This is a genomic window from Pseudomonas sp. KH_040, from assembly GCF_057839305.1.
In genome coordinates, this window is the sequence record NZ_CM174487.1 from 3,620,541 (window position 1) to 3,642,540 (window position 22,000).

A 22,000-nucleotide genomic window follows, 5' to 3' on the forward strand; every position below is an offset into this window, starting at 1 on the left:
CATCGTTCAATTTCTTGACGGGCGCGCTCGACTCTTCTTATCTCTACCTTACTACCCCCGGAATCACTACCCGGGACGAGCCTTCGGACACTCGCAAAATCGAGCGGTCAGGGCTCGCCCCGCTCCATTCGGTCGCCCCTCGTTCGGGGTAGGAGAGACGCCACACAGAGAGAATGCATGCGCCTGCAAGGTAGACCTCCATGAGAACTTCAATCAGCCCACACGAGATCAAAATCACTTTCTGCACAGTGTCGAGTTCTATCTTGCTGTGCTCATCCATGGAGGCGCAGGCCGGTCCTGCGGCGGATGAAACCACCCCGTGGTATCGCGCGGATGTGCCCGTAATGACCTTGCCTGCCACCGTCATCACCCCCGGACCGCAACGCTTCAGCCCACGGCCCGATCTGCAGGGCACACGCTTGATTACCGAAGACCTCGCACCGTCCGCCTGGGATGAGTTGTACGGCAGAAGCGCCCGGCAGGCGCAAACCGATGTGCTGTCATCAGGCTACGCGATGCCCGGCAGCGGCGACTTCAAAGGGCCAGCCGTATTGACCGTGAAAGGGAGCAGCCATACCCAGACCATCGGCCTGATCGGCGGCGTCAACCAGATTCAAGCCAATGGCAACGGCGTGCTCACCAGTCGCGCGTTGGCCGATCCGAACAGTGACACCCTCAATCTGCAAGGCCAGAGCCTCGGTGCTTATTACAGCCTCACCGGTGCGCAAGGCTGGCACGTTGATCTGTCGGCCAGCGGTGGCCGGGTCAGTGGTTTCAGTCGCAACGGCCAAGGCGCCAGGCAAGCTACCGAAGGCAGCGCAATGACCTTCTCGGTGGAAGGCGGTTTTCCGATAGGGCTGAGTGACAACTGGGTGGTCGAACCGCAGGCGCAATTGATCAATCAACGCATCACCCTCGACACGCCGTACGCAGGCTCGGGCAATGCTTCTTCCACCGATCTGACAGCATGGAGCGGTCGCGTCGGTGCACGTTTGAAAGGCAGTTACGATTTGAATGGCTTGCCGGTCGAACCTTACGTGCGCACCAACCTGTGGCACACCGTCTACACCGGCAGCACGGTGACGCTGGATCAGGTCGACAAGATCAGCAGCAGCCGCAAGTCATCCACCGTCGAACTGGGATTAGGTCTGGTGGCACGGGTGACGCCGGCGGTGAGTCTGTACGTGAGTGCGGATTACAGCAGTGATGTCGATGACAATGATTTGAACGGGATCATTGGCAGCCTTGGGGTGCGGATGCGTTGGTAGCGTTTGGCCTGGCGGCGATAGTGTTTGTGCTGACGCCATCGCGAGCAGGCTCACTCCTACAAGGGAACGCATTCCAAGTGTAGGAGTGAGCCTGCTCGCGAAGGCAGCGACGCGGTCTCGGATCAGCCCTCTGGCTTGAGGATCAACACCGCCAGCGGCGGCAGATTCAGTTCCAGCGACAACGACTGGCCATGGCTCGGCACTTCCTCGGTAAACGCCCCGCCGCCATTGCCGTAATTGGAACCGGCATAGGTGTCGGCATCGCTATTGAGCAATTCTGCCCAGCGCCCGGCAAACGGCACGCCGACGCGATAAGCCTGACGTGGCACCGGCGTGAAGTTGGCCACCACCAGCACCGGTTTACCGTCCTTGCTCCAGCGCAACCACGCATACACGCTGTTGATCGCATCATCACCGATCAACCACTGAAAGCCCTGCGGCGCGTCGTCCTGATCGTGCAGTGCCGGTTCTTCGCGATACAGTCGATTGAGATCGCCAACCAGTTTCTGCACGCCTTTGTGTTCGGAGTACTGCAGCAGATACCAGTCCAGTTGCTGATCGTGATTCCACTCGCGCCACTGGCCAAACTCGCAGCCCATGAACAACAGCTTCTTGCCCGGGTGGGTCCACATGAAGCTCAGATAGGCACGCAGGTTGGCGAATTTCTGCCAGCGGTCACCGGGCATCTTGTCGATCAGCGAATGCTTGCCGTGCACCACTTCGTCGTGGGAGATCGGCAGGATGAAACGCTCGGACCAGGCGTAGACCAGACCAAAACTCAACTCGTTGTGATGATGGGCGCGGTAGACCGGATCCTGCTGAATGTAATGCAGCGAATCGTGCATCCAGCCCATGTTCCATTTGTAGGCGAAACCCAAACCGCCCTGCTGCGTGCTTTGACTGACACCGGGCCACGCGGTGGACTCTTCGGCGATCACCAGCGCGCCCGGCGCTTCCAGTTCGACCACATCGTTCAAATGCCGGAGGAAGTCGATGGCCTCCAGATTTTCCCGGCCGCCATGGCGGTTGGGTACCCATTCGCCCGCCTTGCGCGAATAGTCGCGGTACAACATCGACGCCACCGCATCGACACGCAAGCCGTCGATATGGAAATGCTTCAACCAGTGCAGCCCCGAGGCCAGCATGTAGCCGTGCACCTCGGTGCGCCCGAGGTTGTAGATCAGCGTGTCCCAGTCCTGATGGAAGCCTTCCAGCGGGTTGCCGTACTCGTACAGTGCGGTGCCGTCGAACTGCGCCAGACCGTGGGTATCGGTAGGGAAATGCGCCGGTACCCAGTCGAGAATCACACCGATCTCGGCCCGGTGGCAGGCGTCGACGAATTCGGCAAACTGCGCCGGCGTGCCATAACGCGCGCTCGGTGCAAATTGCGAGAGCAACTGATAACCCCAGGAACCACCAAACGGGTGCTCCATGATTGGCATCAGCTCGATATGAGTGAAACCCAGTTCTTTGACATACGGAATCAGCCGTTCGGCCAGTTCCGGCCAGGTGTACTGACGGGCCACTTCGCCCAAATCATCCAGCTCACATTGCCAGGAACCGGCGTGCAGTTCATAGATCGACAGCGGCGCCGAGTGTTTCTGGCGGTCACGACGGCTGCTCATCCAGTCCTGATCCTGCCAGTCGATTTGCAGCGGCTCGGCGACTTTCGAAGCGGTGTCCGGCGGCAGGCTGGTGGCCAGCGCCATCGGGTCGGCCTTGAGCGGCAGAATGCCGTGGGCACCGAGAATCTCGTATTTGTACAACTCGCCCGCTTGCAGGCGCGGGATGAACAACTCCCAGACTCCGGACGGATGACGCAGGCGCATTGGATGCCGACGGCCGTCCCAGACGTTGAAATCGCCAACCACCGACACGCGTCGGGCATTCGGCGCCCACACGGCGAAACGCACACCGTCGACGCCATCAACGGTTTTCAGTTGCGCGCCGAGGCACGCACTGAGGTCACGGTGATTACCCTCGGCAAACAGGTACAAATCCATTTCACCGAGTAACTGGCCGAAGCTGTACGGATCCTCGGCGACCTGCTCGCCGCCCGCCCAACGTGTGCGCAGCTGATACGGCCGCGCCTGATCGAAATGGCCGACAAACAACCCCGGCGTTTCGGTCTGTTCCAACGGACCGCGTTCTTCACCGCTGTCCTTGTCCAGCACCACGACACTCAACGCACCCGGTAGATAAGCGCGAATGAACTGCCCGCCAGCGCCATCGCCGTGCGGGCCAAGAATGGAAAAAGGGTCGTGATGTTCAGCGCGCACCAAGGCGTCGATATCTTTCGCCGAGGGCAGCAATGTTTCTTTGACCGCACCCTGTTCCTTGTTCGAGAAACTCATGACTACTCTCCACCAAGATCGGAAAAGGGTTTAAGCCCCGTCAATAACCCATACAAACCGTGCAACGGCACGGGCAGCCACGTGGGGCGATTTTCGGCTTCATAGGCCACTTCATAGGCCGCCTTCTCCAGGCCGAACAACGCCAGCGCGGCGTCGGCACCTTCAGGATCTTGCCAAGCATGATCAAGACTAGCTGCCGCACGGCGATATGCCTGAACAAATGCCTCACGGGCCTCATGCAGATAACGCTCGGCGACCAGACGCCGCGCGGTTTCAGACTCAGCGCTGTGGTCAACGTTGTGCACGTTGATGGTCATCGCCGCCGCATAATCGAACGAGCGCAGCACGCCGCTGACATCCTTGTACGGACTGTGTTTGCCACGACGCTCGCTCAATGGCCGCGCCGGTTCACCCTCGAAGTCGATCAGGTAGGCATCGCCCTTGATCACCAGCACCTGGCCCAAATGCAGATCACCGTGGACGCGAATGCGTAAACCGCCGACGGCTTTTTTCGCCAGATCCTGCACATGCGCGAGGATGGTTTTCTTCTCGTCGATGAGACGTTTGACCAGTTTCTGATCCGCCGCATTGAGTTCGCCCTGATGCTGCTTGAGCAGCTTCAAGGCGTGCTCGACCTGCGCCACGACATCCTTGCCCGTCGCCTGCATATCCTTGACCGTCGACACCTGCGGGGCGAAGTCGGGATTGTCGGTAGGCGCGGCAAGCATTTGATGCATTTCGCCCAGACGCTGACCGAGCATGCCGGCAAAATCCTTCAACTCGCCGAGGGCGTTGTAATGCTGTTCCTGCTCGGACATGGCATCGGCCAGCTCATCACGCAGCGCCCGTTCGAGGTTGTTCTGCGTCCACTCCCAGGCATCGCCCTGATTGCTCAGGTAGCCTTGGGCGATCATCAACAGGTTGTCTTCGCCCTGGGCGTCGCGGCGAATCACCGAGCCGAGCAGCGGAGAGATATTGGCAAATCCGGCCTCGGTCAGGTAAGCGCTCATTTCCAGTTCGGGGTGTACGCCAGAAGCGACTTTACGTATCAGCTTGAGCACCAGGCTGTTGCCGATCACCACCGAACTGTTCGATTGCTCGGCGGACAGATAACGCACTTCCGATTCGGCACCGAGGCCGAGTTTTTCCAGATGCGGCGTCGGCGCAAAGCGGATTTCGCCCTCGCTCGACTCCAGCACAGTGTTGTTCTGCATACCTTGCAGCACTGCACGAACAAATGCTTCAAGGCTGAACGCGTCGGTGATCAGACCAACCTGTCGTACACGGCGTACACGGGACAAGGCCAATTGCTGCGGCAACGCCGGGCCGACCTGATCCTCGGAAATGAAACCGAACGGCAGTTGATAACGACTGGTCTGCCCACCGCTGGTGACTTCAATTTCGCTGAGCAGCACCGGATGCTGCGCATCGCCGAAACGCACGCCATAAGCCAGATGTACTTTTTCGATGGCGGCGTCCTTGCCGGCGAACCAGCGGCGGTTCTGCAGCCAGCTCGGCAGAATGCTTTGCTCCAGCGTCGTACGCGACGGCGCTTCGAGCAGTTCTTCCATGCGTTTTTTCAACACCAGCGTGGTGAAGTCCGGCAGGCTTTGCGCCGGTTCCACGTGCCAACTCGGCATCTGGTTTTCTGCCGCCAGGGCGAACCAGTAGAAACCGTACGGCGCCAGGGTCAGGAGGAAATTCAACTGGCCAATCGGCGGGAACGCGTTACCGCCGAGCATCTCCACCGGCACCATGCCGACGTAGGCCGACAGGTCCAGCTCCACCGCTTGCGCACTGCGCGAAACGTTGGCCACGCACAGAATAATTTCGTGCTTGCCATCGGCATCGGTGAATTCGCGGGTGTAGGCCAGTACACGGCGGTTGTTCGGTGAGAGCATTTTCAACGAGCCACGGCCGAACGCCTTGGACTGCTTGCGCACCGCGAGCAGACGGCGGGTCCAGTTCAGCAGCGAATGCGGATCGCCAGACTGGGTTTCGACGTTGACCGACAGATAGCCATATTGCGGGTCCATGATCGGCGGCAGCACCAGACTCGCTGGGTCGGCGCGGGAGAAACCGCCATTGCGGTCGATCGACCACTGCATCGGCGTACGCACACCGTCGCGGTCGCCGAGGTAGATGTTGTCGCCCATGCCGATCTCGTCACCGTAATACAGGGTCGGCGTGCCCGGCATCGACAGCAGCAGGCTGTTGAGCAATTCGATGCGGCGGCGATCACGCTCCATCAATGGTGCCAAACGACGGCGGATGCCGAGGTTGATCCGCGCGCGACGGTCAGCCGCGTAGTAATTCCACAGATAGTCGCGTTCTTTATCGGTGACCATTTCCAGCGTCAGTTCATCGTGGTTGCGCAGGAAGATCGCCCATTGGCAATTGGCGGGAATTTCCGGGGTCTGGCGCAGAATATCGGTGATCGGGAAGCGATCTTCCTGGGCCAGCGCCATGTACATGCGCGGCATCAACGGGAAGTGAAACGCCATGTGGCATTCGTCACCGTTGAGGCCTGCGGCATCGGTGTCGCCGAAGTACAGCTGCGTGTCTTCCGGCCATTGATTGGCCTCGGCGAGCAACATGCGGTCGGGGTAATTGGCGTCGATCTCGGCGCGGATCTGCTTGAGGACGTCGTGGGTTTCGGGCAGGTTTTCGTTGTTGGTGCCGTCGCGCTCGATCAGGTACGGGATCGCGTCGAGGCGCAGGCCGTCGATGCCCATGTCCAGCCAGTAACGCATCACCGAGAGCACGGCTTTCATCACTTGCGGGTTGTCGAAATTCAGATCCGGCTGGTGCGAATAGAAACGGTGCCAGAAGTACTGGCCGGCAACCGGGTCCCAGGTCCAGTTGGATTTTTCCGTGTCGAGGAAAATGATCCGCGTGCCGTCGTATTTCTGATCGTCATCCGACCACACATAGAAATCCCGCGCCGCCGAGCCGGGCTTGGCCTTGCGCGCACGCTGGAACCACGGGTGCTGGTCCGAGGTGTGGTTGATGACCAGCTCGGTAATCACCCGCAAGCCGCGCTTGTGCGCTTCGGCGATAAAACGCTTGGCATCGGCCATGGTCCCGTAATCGCTGTGCACGCCGCGGTATTCGGCGATGTCGTAGCCGTCGTCGCGACGTGGTGACGGGTAGAACGGCAATAGCCAGATAGTGTTGACGCCGAGGTCGGCGATGTAATCGAGTTTGGCGATCAGGCCGGGAAAGTCGCCGATCCCGTCATTGTTGGAGTCGAAAAACGATTTGACGTGAACTTGATAGATCACCGCGTCCTTGTACCAGAGCGGGTCTTTGATAAAGGTGGCTGCCTTGGGTTTCTTCGCCATGTGAAACTCCTGCTGAATGCTTTAAAAGCGTCCCACGATGATCGTTCCCCCGCTCCGCGTGGGAATGCCGCCATGGACGCTCTGCGTCAGTTTCTGGGACGCGGAGCGTCCCGGGATGCGTTCCCACGCAGACGGTTCGACGCCTCGACGTGGGAACGATCATTACGTAGCGGTGATTCGCCAGATGCCAAACGGCTGATACGCCGGGTCAATCCGCATGAACTGGTATTTGCCATGCCAGTCCCAGCGATGCCCGTTCATCAAGTCTTCGCCGTGTGTCGTTGCGTCATCGGGCAAGCCCATTTCCCACAGCGGCAGTTCGAAATTCGCCTCCTGCACGTTGTGCGGATCGAGGCTGACCGCGACCAGAATGAAATTGCTGCCGTCGAAGCTGCGCTTGCCGAAATACAGAATGTTGTCGTTCCAGGCGTTGTAGACCTTCAGGCCCAGATGCGTGTGCAGCGCCGGGTTCTGCCGGCGGATACGGTTGAGTTGGGCGATCTCGGCAATGATGTTGCCGGGCGCTGTGAAGTCGCGGACGCGGATCTCGTACTTCTCCGAGTCGAGGTATTCTTCTTTGCCCGGCACCGGAGCCGATTCGCACAGTTCGAACCCCGAATACATCCCCCACAAGCCCGAGCCCATGGTTGCCAGCGCCGCACGAATCAAAAATCCCGGACGCCCGGATTCGTGGAGGAACGCCGGGTTGATGTCTGGCGTGTTGACGAAGAAGTTCGGCCGGTAGCATTCGCGCCACGGCGATTCATTCAGCTCAGTGAAATAGGTCGCCAGCTCAGCCTTGCTGTTGCGCCAAGTGAAGTAGGTGTAGCTCTGGGTGTAACCGACCTTGCCCAGCCGCGCCATCATCGCTGGCGTGGTGAAGGCTTCGGCGAGGAAGATCACTTCCGGGTACAGCGCCCGCACATCAGCGATCAGCCATTGCCAGAACGGCAGCGGTTTGGTGTGCGGATTGTCGACGCGAAAGATCTTCACGCCCTCCTCGACCCAACCGATGACGATATCGCGCAACTCGACCCACAGGCTCGGAATCGCGTCCGGCGCATAGAAGTCGACGTTGACGATGTCCTGATATTTCTTCGGCGGGTTTTCCGCGTATTTGATCGTGCCGTCGGGACGCCAGTTGAACCAGCCCGGATGCTGTTTGAGCCACGGGTGATCCTGGGAACACTGAATGGCAAAATCGAGGGCGATTTCCAGACCATGATCGGCAGCAGCGGCCACCAGTCGGCGGAAGTCTTCGCGGGTGCCGAGTTGCGAGTGAATGGCCTCGTGGCCGCCCTCCTCACTGCCGATGGCATAAGGACTGCCGGGATCATCGGGGCCGGCGCTCAGGGCGTTGTTGCGGCCCTTGCGATGGGCGCGGCCAATCGGATGGATCGGCGTGAAATACAGCACGTCGAAACCCATGTCCTGAATCATCGGCAAACGCGCGTGCACGTCATTGAAGGTGCCGTGACGGTGGGGATCGTCGGTGATCGAGCGCGGAAACAGTTCATACCAACTGGCAAATTCGGCCAGTTCGCGTTCGACGTCCACCGGGAATTCCGGACTGACGCTCAGATAGGCGCGATGATCGGCCTCAGCCATCAATTGCGCACTGCGCGAGTGCAGGAACAACGCGACCTGCTCGGTTTCGAGCAGCCCGGACAACTCGTGGTGCAACGCGGCAAGCTGTTCGCTCAGTTGGCCTTCGCTGCGTTCAGCGGCCTGTTGCACCATCGTGCGGCCTTCTTGCAACTCGAGCGAAACGGGTACGGCGGCGTTGTGTTTCTTCTCCAGTTCATATTGGAAACTGGCGAAATGGTCGATCCACGCTTCGATACAGTAGAGGAAACGCCCTTGGTGCTCAGGGCGGAACTGGCCTTGCCAGCCATTGTTGCCCTGATCAGCCATGACCTCGGTCTGCCAGGTCTCCTCGCCTTCCTCGCGCCAGCGAATGCGCACGGCGAGTTTGTCGTGACCGTCGGCAAACACTTTGCTGGTGACCACAATTTCACGGCCGGCAATCGACTTCACGGCGAACTGCCCGCCATCGAGGGTCGGCATGGTGTTTTCAATGGCAATTCGCGGCAGCAGCAAGGCCTGCGACAGCGGCATGTGCGGGTTGTAGCTTAATTCAGAAGGTTTTTCAGCCGTCATTGAGCATCTCTCCTTAACGCCCCAAGGACGCTCTTGTGCCGGGTCAGTGTTCGCAACGCTGCGCCTGCCCCGCAATGAACTCACTTAGGTTCCGAGCGACCGGCGCCGGGAAAAGTTCAGATGAAATTGCCGTGTCAGAAAAGCGGATCGAATTCGCCACGAGGTGGTCAATCCACTTAAGCACTTCTCACGCCATGTGCCACACGGAGGTCATCAGATGAACATCCCGATCCCGGCCGAAACGCCTGATCCGAACATCGACAAACCCACTCTTCCCGAGACCGAGCCGCAGCCGATTCCCGAGCAGGAACCACCGGGAACCACACCGCCGCCCAAAGAAGAACCACCGACGACGATGCCACCCGTCATCGTCTGATTGATCGTTAACTGATCGTTCCCACGCTCCGCGTGGGAATGAAGCCCCGGACGCTCCAAGTCCCAAAGCGGACGCATAGCGTCCATTGAGGCGTTTCCACGCAGAGCGTGGCAACGATCATCCGGCGCAGGAATGATCAGTGGTCATCAGTTTTTTCCTCGTCCTTTTCGAAGAGCTTCACGATGCGCGGCATCACGCTGAAAATCCCCAGCGCCAGAAAGGTACTGAGCAGCGCCGTTGCCTCCCTGCCCAACCCGGCCGCGACACCAATGGCCGCGGTCATCCACAGCCCGGCAGCCGTGGTCAGGCCTTTGACATGGCCTTCATCGCCTTCCTTGTTTTTCAGGATAGTCCCGGCACCGAGAAAGCCGATCCCGGCGATCACCCCCTGCACCACTCGGCTCATCGCATCCGACTCCGCCCCTGACGTTTGCGGCACCAGCACAAACAGCGCGGCCCCAAGCGCTACCAGCATATGCGTGCGCACCCCGGCAGCCTTGCCCTTGTGCTCGCGCTCAAACCCCAGAATCCCGCCCAGCACCGCCGCCATCAGCAGGCGAACGGTAATCCGCGTCAATTGCGAAGCATCACCAACGTCGGCGAATTCCGCTTGCAGGGTTTCCCACACTTCATGCCACCACGCGTTCATCGTGTAGTCCTTGTTATTAGTCGGTAAACGATGGACAGCGGCGACCATTAATCAGTTGCGCAGAACGATCGGTAACGCGCGCGCCCTAACCTTGCAGACCTCCCTGAAAAAAGGACTGCTCCCATGCCTCTTCGAGTCGATGAATCCAACCCCGAACAAAAAGTGTGTTTTTTCGCCGTCGAACACGGCGAGGAAATTCGCATTTGCGACACCCTGGAAGTCATGACAGATAGCGAAAAATCCATGTCATTCGTGGAAATAGAAGGCCGGCGCGTTTACATCACAGAAGCAGAGGCTGACGCCTTGACCGTCGCAGGCGCCAAAGACGGCCGCAAACACCTGAAAGCCGACGAGAGTGATTCGGTGATTTGACTGACTTCGATCAACACCCCGCGCAAACGTCTGCGATAGGCGTTTGCGCCTTTGCCTGCGCGCTGCTTCAAGTTGTCGCAGACGCTACCCAAAATCTCATCTGATCCGCTTTTTATTGAAATACCTGAGTCTGTTATGCAAACAGATCGACGCTCATAGTGCGCTGGCCTGATGGAGGCTGATGAGCGAATAATCATGAGCGAACAAATCCCCGTCCGAACCGTAGAAGCATCCCCGACTATAAAGAAGGTGCCCGCACGCCCAATGAAGGCGACGGCCAAGTCCAGCGACAACCAGATCCACACCCGTAGCTTCACCGGCCTGTTCCGCACCCTGCGCATGAGCGGCGCGGGATTTCTGTTCGTGCTGTTTTTCGGCACTGTGTGGCTGAACTGGGGCGGACGTCAGGCGGTGCTCTGGGATCTTTCCGAAAGCAAATTCCACATCTTCGGCGCGACGTTCTGGCCGCAGGATTTCATCCTGCTCTCGGCGCTGTTGATCATCGCCGCCTTCGGTTTGTTCGCCATTACCGTGTTTGCCGGCCGGGTCTGGTGCGGCTACACCTGCCCGCAGAGTTCGTGGACATGGATCTTCATGTGGTGCGAGAAGATCACCGAAGGCGAGCGCAACCAGCGGATCAAACTGCAAGCTGCGCCGTGGAGCCTGAACAAACTGGCGCGGCGCGCCGCCAAACACACCTTGTGGCTGGCGATCAGCGTGCTCACCGGACTGACCTTCGTCGGTTACTTCACGCCGATCCGGCCACTGGCCGAAGAGTTGCTGACCCTGCAAATCGGCGGCGTCAGCCTGTTCTGGGTGCTGTTCTTCACCGCTGCCACCTACATCAACGCCGGTTGGCTGCGCGAGGCGGTGTGCATGCACATGTGTCCGTATGCGCGGTTCCAGAGCGTGATGTTCGACAAAGACACCCTGGCGATTTCCTACGACGTGGCCCGTGGCGAAAACCGTGGCCCGCGTAAACGCGACGTGAAACCGCTTGAAGCCGGCCTGGGTGATTGCATCGACTGCCAATTGTGCGTGCAGGTCTGCCCGACCGGCATCGACATCCGCGATGGCCTGCAGATGGAATGCATCGGTTGCGCGGCGTGCATAGACGCCTGTGACTCGATCATGGACAAGATGAACTACCCGCGTGGTTTGATCCGCTACAGTTCCGAGCGCGAATTGCAAGGTGGCAAGACTCACCTGCTGCGTCCGCGTTTGATCGGTTACACCGTGGTGCTGGTGGCGATGATCGGCGCATTGGCATTGGCGCTGGTCGAACGGCCGATGGTCTCGCTGGACGTGACCAAGGATCGCGGCTTGTTCCGTGAAAACGGTCAGGGCCAGATCGAAAACATCTATAGCCTCAAAGTCATCAACAAGACCCAGCAACGTCAGGACTACAACCTCAGCCTGGTCGACGGCGACGGCTTCCAGTTGCAAGGCAAGACTCAACTGAGCCTGGCACCGGGGGAAATTGTCGATGTGCCGGTGTCGGTGGCGATGACCACGGAGCGCCCGGCCAGCAGCTCGCAGACCTTGAGTTTCAAGATTGCCGACAGTGATGAGCCTGAGGTTTATAGCGTGGCGAAGAGCAGGTTTGTTGCGCCGATGAATCGCTGAGCCGTTAGAATCCGCTCCCTCACCCCAGCCCTCTCCCAGGGGGAGAGGGGGCCGACCGAGGTGTCTGTCGCTATACATCGACCTGACAGACCGAGTCGATTATGGATTCAGCAAAACGCTTTCAGACCGAGTCGATTGGGATTCAGCAAAACGCTTTCAGACCGAGTCGATTGGGATTCAGCAAAGCACTTTCAGGCCGAGTCGATTATGGATTCAGCGAAGCACTTTCAGGTCGAGTCGATTATGGATTCAGCGAAGCACTTTCAGGTCGGTGTAGTTCACAAGCATCCCCCGATCAGTCCCCTCTCCCTCTGGGAGAGGGCTAGGGTGAGGGGCAGTTCCCCTGACACACCTCATCATCAACCAGCACCAAGGCTCCTCGATGAAACGCTACGAAAAATTCGCCGACGACATCGCTGAACTGATCCGCTCCGGCGTCCTCGGCCCCGGCCAGCGCGTGCCTTCGGTGCGTTACGCCAGCCAGACCTACGGCGTCAGCCCGTCCACGGTATTCCAGGCCTATTACCTGCTTGAACGCCGTGGCTTGATCCGCGCCCGACCGCGCTCCGGCTACTTCGTCAACACTCACGCGCCGAGCCCGTTCTCAGAGCCGGTGATCAGTAGCCACGTCAACGACTCCACCGAAGTCGACGTCAGTGAACTGGTGTTCTCGGTACTCGATTCGATCAAGGACCCGAGCACCGTGCCCTTCGGCTCAGCGTTCCCCAGCCCGACGCTGTTCCCGCTGCAACGCCTGTCGCGCTCGCTGGCCAGTGCCGCCCGCGAGATGGACCCGCGCATGGTCGTCACCGACATGTCGCCGGGCAACCCGCAACTGCGCCGGCAGATCGCCCTGCGCTACATGGTCGGCGGCCTGATGCTGCCGATGGAAGAGTTGCTGATCACCAACGGCGCGCTCGAAGCGCTGAACCTGTGCCTGCAAGCCGTCACCGAACCGGGCGATCTGGTCGCCATCGAAGCGCCGGCGTTCTACGCCAGCCTGCAAGTCCTCGAGCGGTTGAAACTCAAAGCTGTGGAAATCCCCGTGCACCCGCGCGATGGCATCGACCTCGGCGTGCTCGCGCAAACCCTGGAACGCCACCCGATCAAGGCCTGCTGGTGCATGACCAGCTTCCAGAACCCGATGGGCGCGACCATGCCCGAGGCGAAGAAACAGGAATTGGTCGAACTGCTGCGCCGCCATCAGGTGCCGCTGATCGAAGATGATGTCTACGCCGAACTCTATTACGGCCAGCAGGCACCGAAACCAGCCAAGGCCTTCGATACTGAGGGCCTGGTGATGCACTGCGGTTCGTTCGCCAAAAGCCTGGCCCCGGGTTACCGCATCGGCTGGGTCGCCGCCGGGCGCTACGCGCAGAAAATCGAACGGTTGAAACTGATGACTTCACTGTGCGCCTCAATGCCCGCGCAAGCGGCGATTGCCGACTATCTGCAACACGGCGGCTACGACCGGCATTTGCGCAAATTGCGTTATGCGCTGGAAGAACAGCAGAGCGCGATGCTTGCGGCGATCGCCCGCTATTTCCCGGCGCAGACGCGGGTCAGCCAACCGGCGGGCGGCTACTTTTTGTGGCTGGAATTGCCGCCGCAGATGGATTCGTTGAAGTTGTTTCAGATGGCACTGGCGCAAGGCATCAGCATTGCGCCGGGGCCGATTTTCTCGCCGACGCAGCGGTTCAGGAATTGTATTCGGTTGAACTATGGCAGCCCGTGGACCGAGGATTCGGAAAAGGCCATGGAGACGTTGGGGCGGATTGTGCGGTCGTTCTGACAGATTGTTGCTGACTGCACTGGCCCCATCGCTGGCAAGCCAGCTCCCACAGTGTTCTATGTCACCGCGTATGTTGTGTACGACACAGAAACCTGTGGGAGCTGGCTTGCCAGCGATGGGGCCGGATCAGGCAACACAAATCCCAACGATCAGCGCCCGCCACCCAAATCAACAAACGTCCCGGTCGCATACGAAGCCTTATCCGACAACAACCAGACAATCGCCTCCGCCACCTCATCCGGCCGTCCGCCACGGGCCATCGGAATCGCCGACTCCAGCTTGCTGACCCGATCCGGGTCGCCGCTAAGCGCGTGGAAATCGGTGTAGATGTAACCCGGGCGCACCGCGTTGACCCGAATCCCCTCGCCCGCGACTTCCTTGGACAAGCCGATGGTGAAGGTGTCGAGCGCACCTTTTGAGGCCGCGTAATCGACGTACTCGTTGGGCGAACCAAGGCGTGAAGCCACTGACGACACGTTGACGATACTGCCGCCCTGCCCGCCGTGCTTGGGCGACATGCGCAGAATCGCGTGCTTGGCGCAGAGGATCGGCGCCAGAACGTTGGTTTTCATGATTTTCAGAATGCGGAATTCGGACATTTCATCGACCCGCGATTTGTGTCCGACGGTGCCGGCGTTGTTCACCAGCGCAGTGACACGGCCCAATTCGCTGTCGACCCGTTGGAACAGCGCGATCACTTCGTCTTCGATGCTGACGTCAGCGCGCACGGCGATGGCGTGTGCGCCCAATGCACGGACTTGCTCCAGCACGCTTTGCGCAGCCTGCTCGTCTTGCTCATAGTTGATGCAGATCCGATAGCCTTGCTCGGCAGCCAACAGCGCCGTGGCGGCGCCAATCCCGCGCCCGCCACCGGTGATCACAATGACTTTATCCATGCTGGCCTTTCTCCCCCAATGCACACGTAACAGTCGGGGGGAAGAATAACCGCCATTGGCGGGTTTTGCATGAGGTCTGTTGTGTCTGGCCGGACGCCTTCGCGAGCAGGCTCGCTCCCAGACTGCATTCGTGCACCACGCCGTCCCTGTGGGAGCGAGCCTGCTCGCGAAGAACGATAGCGCGGTCGATCAGACCGCCGCCACCGGCTTGCCGCGCGCAATATCCTGCATGAATCTGTCCGCCGGCATCGGATGCCCCAACAGATAACCCTGCAACGAATCACATCCCAGCTCAGTCAGAAACGCCTGCTGCACACCGGTTTCAACACCTTCAGCGACAATGCGCAAACCGAGCGCCTGGCCCAATGCGACAATCGCCGAAACAATCGCGGCATCGTCACTGTCATGCTCCAGATCGCGCACAAAGCCACGATCGATCTTCAGCTCGTTGGCCGGCAAACGCTTGAGGTACATCAGGCTGGAATAACCCGTGCCGAAGTCATCGATCGACAGATCGACGCCCATGTCCGACAACTCCTGCAACACCGTCATGCTCGCATCGGCATCGCTCATGGCCGTGGTCTCGGTGATTTCCAGCGTCAGGCTGTTCGCCGGCAAGTGATGCGTGGCCAACGCCTTGGCCACGCTGCGCACCAGTCCGGCGTGGCAGAACTGCAGCGCCGACAGGTTCACCGCGATACGCCAATCGGTGTAACCGAGCACGTACCACTCGCGCATTTGCCGACAGGCTTCATTGAGCACCCATTCACCGATCGGAATGATCAGCCCGGATTTCTCCGCCAGTTCGATGAACTTGTCCGGCATCAGCATGCCGTGAATCGGATGCTGCCAACGCAGCAACGCCTCAGCCCCGACCGGACGGCCGTTGGCGGCGTCGAACTTCGGCTGGTAATGCAAACTGAACTGGCTGTGCTCCAGCGCTGCGCGCAGGTCCTGCAACAACTGCAACTGCTTGCGCGCGTTGTTGTTCATCGACGCGTCGAAAAAGCTGTAACCGTTCTTGCCGCCGCCCTTGGCGTGGTACATCGCCGCGTCGGCGTTCATCAGCAGTTCCTGCGCGGTCTGGCCATTCCCCGGGTACAGGGCGATGCCGACGCTGGCGGATATCTGCAAATCATGTTCGGCGACGCGGAATGATTGCGCGATCAGGCCGACCTGACGTGCCGCCAGTCCCAGTGCGTCATCGGGTTCGGTCAGACGCACCAGCAGCACGAATTCATCGCCGCCGATTCGCGCCAGTGTGTCCGGACCGCGCAAGTCTTCACGCAGACGCAAGCCCACTTCCCGCAATAACTGGTCGCCCATATGGTGACCGAACGCATCGTTGACCGGTTTGAAGCCGTCCAGATCGATGAACATCAAAGCAAAACAGCCGCCCTGCTCATGGACCTTTTTCATCGCCTGATTGATCCGGTCATCCAGCAGCATGCGGTTCGGCAGGCCGGTCAGGGTGTCGTGCAGGGCCAGTTGTGTGAGTTCGCGGTTGGCCACGGTCAATGAGTGCGCCAGATCAGCGGTGCGCGCTTCCAGGCGTGCGTCGAGAATCGATGTGAGCAAGGCAATCGACAGCACTGCCAACGTGGTGATCAACACCAGACTGTCGAGGCCGTTGCCCTTCAAGCCATTGACGGTGGCACCACAGAAACTGCCATCAGGAAACTGCGCGGCGGCCATGCCGGTGTAATGCATGCCGACAATGGCGATGCCCATGATGATCGCCGCCCCGCCCCGAATCAGTCGCACATAAGGCGAATGCTGACGCAGGCGGAAAGCGATCCACAGTGCCGCCGCCGAGGCGCCGACGGCAATCAGCAGCGAAGCGCCAAACAACGTCGGATCGTAATCGATCCCCGGCGTCATGCGCATCGCCGCCATGCCGGTGTAGTGCATGGCACTGATCCCGCTGCCCATGATCAGCGCGCCGAACGCCAGTTGCAGAATCGGCAGTTTCGGCTGACTGACCAACCATAAGGCGAATCCACAGGACAACACGGCGATGAGCAGCGACAGCGCGGTCAGGGCGATGTCATAGCCCAGGTCGATCGGCAGTTTGAAGGCCAGCATGCCAATGAAATGCATCGACCAGACGCCGATGCCCATGGCAAACGCACCGCCGGCGGTCCAGAAATGCACCGCCCGGCCCTTGGCCGTGGCAATGCGACCGGTAAGGTCGAGCGCGGTGTAGGAAGCGAGAATCGCCACACACAACGAAATGAAAACCAGCGTGGAGGAATAACTACCGATGAGCATGGGAATTCTCGTGGCCACCCAACGCGGATTGCGTCCGTTCTCGGTCGGGCAAAGGCGGCGATTGTACTGATTGCACAGAAGAACGCACTGACAAAGTGAGCAATTGGCCATCAAGCCGATGAAACGCTTGTTCGATCGTCCGACAAGGCTCTGGCGCGGCGTCACAGCTTTTGATCGTTCCCACGCTCCGCGTGGGAATGCAGCCTGGGACGCTCCGCGTCCCTTCAAAGTCGAACGCGGAGCGTCCGTTGAGGCATTCCCACGCGGAGCGTGGGAACGATCAGTGAAGCCAACCTTCAGCGGGTGTTATCGCTCACATCCAGCTGCCCGTCCCAACCACCGCCCAGCGCCGCAATCAATTGCACGCTAGCAATCAAGCGGCTTTGCAGAATGTTCAGCACGCTGCGCTCATTGCTCAGCGCCGTGGCTTGCACCACCACGACGTCGATGTAAGCAATCAGCCCGGCCTTGTACTGGTTTTCCGTCAGGCGCAGGGAGTCGCGCGCCGCATCGAGCGCCTCCTGGCGCACCGCCGCTTCGTCTTCATACACCTTGAGCTGCACCAGATAGTTTTCCACTTCGCGGAAACCGTCGAGCACGGTCTGACGGTACTTGGCCACGGTCTGGTCATACACCGCCTCGGTGCGGTCGACTTCCGCCGAACGAATGCCACCGTCAAACAGCGGCAGCGCCAGTTTCGGCCCCACCGACCAGAAACGGTTGGGCAGGCTGACCAGGTTCTGCGAAGTACTGCTGCTGTAGCCGCCGCTCAGACTCAAGCTCAGATCCGGGTAATACGCCGCTTTGGCCACGCCGATGTTGGCGTTGGCAGCGATCACCGAACGCTCCGCCGAAGCGATGTCCGGGCGCCGCTCCAGCAACTGCGAGGGCAGGCTCAACGGCACTTGCGGCAGCTTTGGAATGGTCTGCACTTCGGCAATGTTGAAATCCGCCGGGGCCTGTCCGGTCAGCACAGCAATCGCATTTTCGAATTGCGCGCGCTGCCAGATCAGGTCAACCAGATCGGCCTGGGTGCTTTTCAGTTGTGTCTGTGCCTGCGCCACCGCATCGCGCCCGGAAACCCCGGCGCGGTACTGGTTCTGGGTCATCTTCAACGAGCGTTCGTAGGCGGCGACCGTGGCTTCGAGCAGGCGTTTCTGCTGATCGATCACGCGCAGTTGCAGGTAGTTCTGCACCAGCTCTGATTGCTGGCTCAGGCGCATCGCCGCCAGATCGGCAAAACTGGCCTGGGCGCTGGCCTCATCGGCTTCCAGTCCACGGCGCAGCTTGCCCCACACGTCCGCTTCCCAACTGACGCCAAGTTCGGCGTTATAGGTGTCGCGGATACCGCTGGAAGAACTGCTCAGACTCGAACTGCTGCTGCCAGTGCCCTGACTGGAGCGGGTCTTGCCGAGGCTCAAGTCTACTTTCGGATAAAACGCGCCACGGGCACTGCGCACCAACGCCTGAGCCTGACGGTACTGGGCTTCCGACTGCGCGACGGTCTGGTTGGAATTGTTGAGTTTCTCGATCAAGCCGTTGAGCTGCTGATCGCCATACAACTCCCACCAGGCACCACGGGCTAGCGAATCGCTCGGGTTGGCCTGGGTCCAGCCCTCGGCCTCCTTGTACTGGGCGATTTCCGCAGTTTGCGGCCGTTGGTAGTCCGGGCCTACGGCGCAGGCACTGAGCATCGCCACGCACAGCGACAGGCTCAGCAAACGCGAGCCGCGAACAGTGGCCAGATTGAAAAGCGAACGGTCAGTCATAGCGGAGTTTCCAGAGCGGCGTCAGTGCGCACGCCACGCCATTTGTTGAAACGATGGCGCAGCTTGTCAAGATAGAGGTAAACCACCGGGGTGGTGTAAAGCGTCAGCACCTGGCTGAAAATCAGCCCGCCGATGATGGTCAGGCCCAGCGGCTGGCGCATTTCCGCGCCTTCGGCCCGGCCGAGCAGCAACGGCAAGGCACCGAGAATCGCCGCCAGGGTGGTCATCAGAATCGGGCGCAGACGTTGCAGGCAAGCACTGCGGATCGATTCCAGCGGCGACAGGCCCTGATGCCGTTCCAGTTGCAGCGCGAGGTCGATCATCAGAATGGCGTTTTTCTTCACCACACCAATCAGCAGGAACAACCCGAGCAACGAAATCAGGCTGAACTCGCCGCCCAGCGCATAGATCGACAGCAACGCGCCGACACCGGCCGACGGCAGGGTCGACAGAATCGTCAGCGGATGAATGTAGCTTTCATACAGCACACCCAACACCAGATACACCGCCAGCAACGCCCCGAGAATCATGAACGGCTGGCTCTTTTGCGTCGCGGCGAAGGCGTCGGCGGTGCCGGCCATTTTTGCGATGACGTCTTCCGGCAGGCCCAGTTTGGCAATCGCCCGCTCGATCGCTGCACTGCCCTGCTCCACCGTCACGCCTTCGGCCATGTCGAAGGAAATGTCTTCGGAGGCGAACTGGCCTTCGTGGCTGACGCGGTCATCTTCCAGGCTGTTTTCGTAATGAGCGAACGTCGACAGCGGCACCCGCGCACCGTCAGCGGTGATCACCTGCACCTGCTTGAGCGTCACCGGGTCCTGGGCGTATTTCGGATTGACCTCCATGACCACCTGATACTGATTGAGGCTGTCGTAGATCGTCGAAATCTGCCGCTGGCTGTAGGCGTTGTTCAATACCGAGGTAACCATGTCCATGTCGATCCCCAGGCGCTTGGCCTGATCGCGGTCGACGATCAACGTCACTTGCTGGGCACCCGCTCCCTCTCGGGCGTCAATCGCCGTCAGTTCCGGCAAGGCCCTTAACGCGGTAACCACTTTTGGATACCACTTGCGCAACTCGCCCAGATCACCACTTTGCAGGATGTAGCTGTACTGCGACGTGGTCTGTTCGCGGCCGCCGCCAAATTGCAGATCCTGATCCGCCATCAGCATCAGTTGCGCACCGGGGACCTTGGGCATTTCCTTGCGCAGGCGCTCGATGACTTTCTGCGCGTTGAGCTGACGCTCCTTGATTGGCTTCAGACGCACCAGCATGAAGGCGTTATTGGTGCCGTTGCTGCCGCCAATGAACCCGGCGACACTTTCCACCGCTTCGTCCTTGAGCACGGCGCGGCGGAAAATTTCCATTTTCGGCTGCATCACGCTGAACGACAGGCCGTCGTCACCGCGCACGAAACCGATCAACTGGCCGGTGTCCTGCTGCGGCATGAAGGTTTTCGGCACCACCACGTACAGCGCAACGTTGACGCCGACGGTGATCAGCAAGCTGAGCAAGGTCAGACGCCGGTGACGCAGCACCCAGTCGAGGCTGCTGGCGTATTTGCCGACCATCCAGTCGTTGGTGCGACGGCTCCAGCGTTGCAGGCGGTTTTCCTGGCCGGGTGTGTGCGGCTTCAGCCAACGGGCGCAGAGCATCGGTGTCAGCGTCAGCGAAACCACCAGCGACACGACGATGGCCGCCGCCAGGGTGATGGAAAACTCGCGGAACAGGCTCTCGACAATCCCGCCCATGAACAGAATCGACAAGAACACCGCGACCAGCGAGACGTTCATCGACAGCAAGGTAAAACCGACTTCCTTGGCCCCGAGGTACGCGGCCTGCATCGGTTTGACGCCCTCGTCGATGTGCCGGGAAATGTTCTCCAGCACCACGATGGCGTCATCCACCACCAATCCTGTGGCGAGGATCAACGCCATCAGCGAAAGGTTGTTCAGCGAGAAACCGTAGAGGTACATCACCGCAAAGGTGCCGACCAGCGACACCGGTACGGCCAATGTCGGAATCAGCGAGGCGCGGAAGTTACCGAGAAACAGGAACACCACCAGAATCACCAGCGCCACGGCAATCAGCAGCGTCATTTCGGCTTCATGCAACGTTGCCTTGATCACCGGCGAGCGGTCCATGGCCAGATTCAGCTTCACGCTGGCCGGCAACACCGCTTGCAGCGCCGGCAACTGTGCCTTGATCTCGTTGACCGTCTCGATGATGTTGGCGCCGGCCTGACGGTTGATCACCAGCAGCACGGCCGCGTCATCGTTGAAGAAACCACTGTTGTAGCGGTCTTCGACGCCATCACTGACCTTGGCCACGTCCTTGAGGCGCAACGCGGCGCCGTCGGCATAGTGGATGATCAGTGATTCGTAATCCTTGGCTTTCTCCAGTTGGTCATTGGCCTGGATCTGCCACAAGCGCTGGCCGTCTTCGACCGAACCCTTCGGCCGGCGCACGTTGGCATCGGCGATGGTCTTGCGCACATCGTCGAGCGCTACACCGTACTGGTTCAGTGCCTGCGGTTCGAGTTCGATGCGTACCGCTGGCAGCGAACTGCCACCGATCTGTACTTCGCCGACGCCCTGCACCTGTGAAAGGCTCTGGGACAAAATGGTCGAAGCCAAGTCGTAGAGCTGGCCTTTTTCCAGCACGTCCGAGGTCAGCGACAGCACCATGATCGGCGCCTGCGACGGGTTGACCTTCTTGTAGGTCGGCATGCTGCGCATACCGCTCGGCAACAGGTTACGCGAGGCGTTGATCGCCGCCTGCACTTCCCGCGCGGCACCGTTGATGTCGCGGTCGAGGTCAAACTGCAGAATGACCCGGGTCGAACCCTGACTGGAACGGCTGCTCATGGTGTTGACGCCGGCAATCGCACCGAATGAGCGCTCCAGCGGCGTCGCCACGGTGGATGCCATGACCTCCGGGCTGGCACCGGGCAGGCTGGCCTGCACGACGATCACCGGGAAGTCCATTTGCGGCAGCGGCGCCACTGGCAGCAGGCCGAAGCTGACGCCGCCGAGCAGCATGATTGCCAGGCTGAGCAGCATCGTCGCCACCGGACGCTTGATGAAAGGACCGGAGAGGTTCATCGAACGCGATCCCCAACGT

At 60.1% G+C, this 22,000-nt stretch carries 13 protein-coding genes; 5 read left to right on the forward strand and 8 right to left on the reverse strand.

The window, feature by feature from the left end:
• Nucleotides 1-200 precede the first annotated feature (200 nt).
• Nucleotides 201-1,268, forward strand: coding sequence for an autotransporter domain-containing protein (locus AC3IUF_RS16080; protein ID WP_489278586.1), 1,068 nt, complete (start codon nt 201-203; stop codon nt 1,266-1,268).
• 122 nt (nt 1,269-1,390) lie between these two features.
• On the opposite strand, the gene glgB is transcribed toward AC3IUF_RS16080, so the two are convergent.
• The 3 genes from glgB to AC3IUF_RS16095 form a co-directional block, all read right to left on the reverse strand.
• The gene (gene glgB / locus AC3IUF_RS16085; RefSeq protein ID WP_007919177.1) at nt 1,391-3,622 is read right to left on the reverse strand and encodes a 1,4-alpha-glucan branching protein GlgB; all 2,232 of its coding nucleotides are present in this window, start codon (nt 3,620-3,622) and stop codon (nt 1,391-1,393) included.
• A 2-nt stretch (nt 3,623-3,624) separates the two neighbouring features.
• Nucleotides 3,625-6,966: a maltose alpha-D-glucosyltransferase gene (gene treS / locus AC3IUF_RS16090; RefSeq protein WP_463543134.1), complete on the reverse strand. Its 3,342-nt coding sequence runs from the start codon at nt 6,964-6,966 to the stop codon at nt 3,625-3,627.
• Nucleotides 6,967-7,128: 162 nt separating this feature from the next.
• Entirely contained in the window at nt 7,129-9,126 is a 1,998-nt protein-coding gene (locus AC3IUF_RS16095; RefSeq protein WP_489278588.1) for an alpha-1,4-glucan--maltose-1-phosphate maltosyltransferase, read from the reverse strand.
• A 217-nt stretch (nt 9,127-9,343) separates the two neighbouring features.
• Between AC3IUF_RS16095 and AC3IUF_RS16100 the strand changes: the two genes are divergently transcribed.
• A complete protein-coding gene (locus tag AC3IUF_RS16100) occupies nt 9,344-9,502 on the forward strand; it encodes a hypothetical protein (protein WP_003224520.1) in 159 nt (52 codons plus the stop codon).
• Between the two features lie 136 nt (nt 9,503-9,638).
• Here AC3IUF_RS16100 and AC3IUF_RS16105 read toward each other — a convergent pair whose 3' ends face one another.
• On the reverse strand, nt 9,639-10,151 hold the full coding sequence (locus AC3IUF_RS16105; protein WP_007919183.1) for an MgtC/SapB family protein: 513 nt from the start codon (nt 10,149-10,151) through the stop codon (nt 9,639-9,641).
• A 123-nt stretch (nt 10,152-10,274) separates the two neighbouring features.
• Between AC3IUF_RS16105 and AC3IUF_RS16110 the strand changes: the two genes are divergently transcribed.
• The 3 genes from AC3IUF_RS16110 to mapR all read left to right on the forward strand — a co-directional run bounded on the left by AC3IUF_RS16110 (nt 10,275) and on the right by mapR (nt 13,941).
• On the forward strand, nt 10,275-10,523 hold the full coding sequence (locus AC3IUF_RS16110) for a DUF3203 family protein (protein ID WP_007919185.1): 249 nt from the start codon (nt 10,275-10,277) through the stop codon (nt 10,521-10,523).
• Nucleotides 10,524-10,718: 195 nt separating this feature from the next.
• Nucleotides 10,719-12,149, forward strand: a complete 1,431-nt coding sequence (gene ccoG, locus AC3IUF_RS16115; protein WP_489278590.1) for a cytochrome c oxidase accessory protein CcoG — start codon at nt 10,719-10,721, stop codon at nt 12,147-12,149.
• Between the two features lie 382 nt (nt 12,150-12,531).
• On the forward strand, nt 12,532-13,941 hold the full coding sequence (mapR, locus tag AC3IUF_RS16120) for a GntR family transcriptional regulator MpaR (RefSeq protein ID WP_007919188.1): 1,410 nt from the start codon (nt 12,532-12,534) through the stop codon (nt 13,939-13,941).
• Nucleotides 13,942-14,090: 149 nt separating this feature from the next.
• On the opposite strand, the gene AC3IUF_RS16125 is transcribed toward mapR, so the two are convergent.
• The 4 genes from AC3IUF_RS16125 to AC3IUF_RS16140 form a co-directional block, all read right to left on the reverse strand.
• The gene (locus AC3IUF_RS16125) at nt 14,091-14,837 is read right to left on the reverse strand and encodes an SDR family oxidoreductase (protein ID WP_007914361.1); all 747 of its coding nucleotides are present in this window, start codon (nt 14,835-14,837) and stop codon (nt 14,091-14,093) included.
• Nucleotides 14,838-15,026: 189 nt separating this feature from the next.
• Nucleotides 15,027-17,108 (reverse strand): putative bifunctional diguanylate cyclase/phosphodiesterase, encoded by a 2,082-nt coding sequence (locus AC3IUF_RS16130; RefSeq protein ID WP_095112067.1) that lies wholly within the window; start codon nt 17,106-17,108, stop codon nt 15,027-15,029.
• Between the two features lie 296 nt (nt 17,109-17,404).
• On the reverse strand, nt 17,405-18,877 hold the full coding sequence (locus AC3IUF_RS16135; RefSeq protein WP_123375383.1) for an efflux transporter outer membrane subunit: 1,473 nt from the start codon (nt 18,875-18,877) through the stop codon (nt 17,405-17,407).
• On the reverse strand, nt 18,874-21,981 hold the full coding sequence (locus AC3IUF_RS16140; RefSeq protein ID WP_007914366.1) for an efflux RND transporter permease subunit: 3,108 nt from the start codon (nt 21,979-21,981) through the stop codon (nt 18,874-18,876). The genes AC3IUF_RS16135 and AC3IUF_RS16140 overlap by 4 nt, the downstream gene beginning before the upstream one ends.
• Nucleotides 21,982-22,000: the final 19 nt, after the last annotated feature.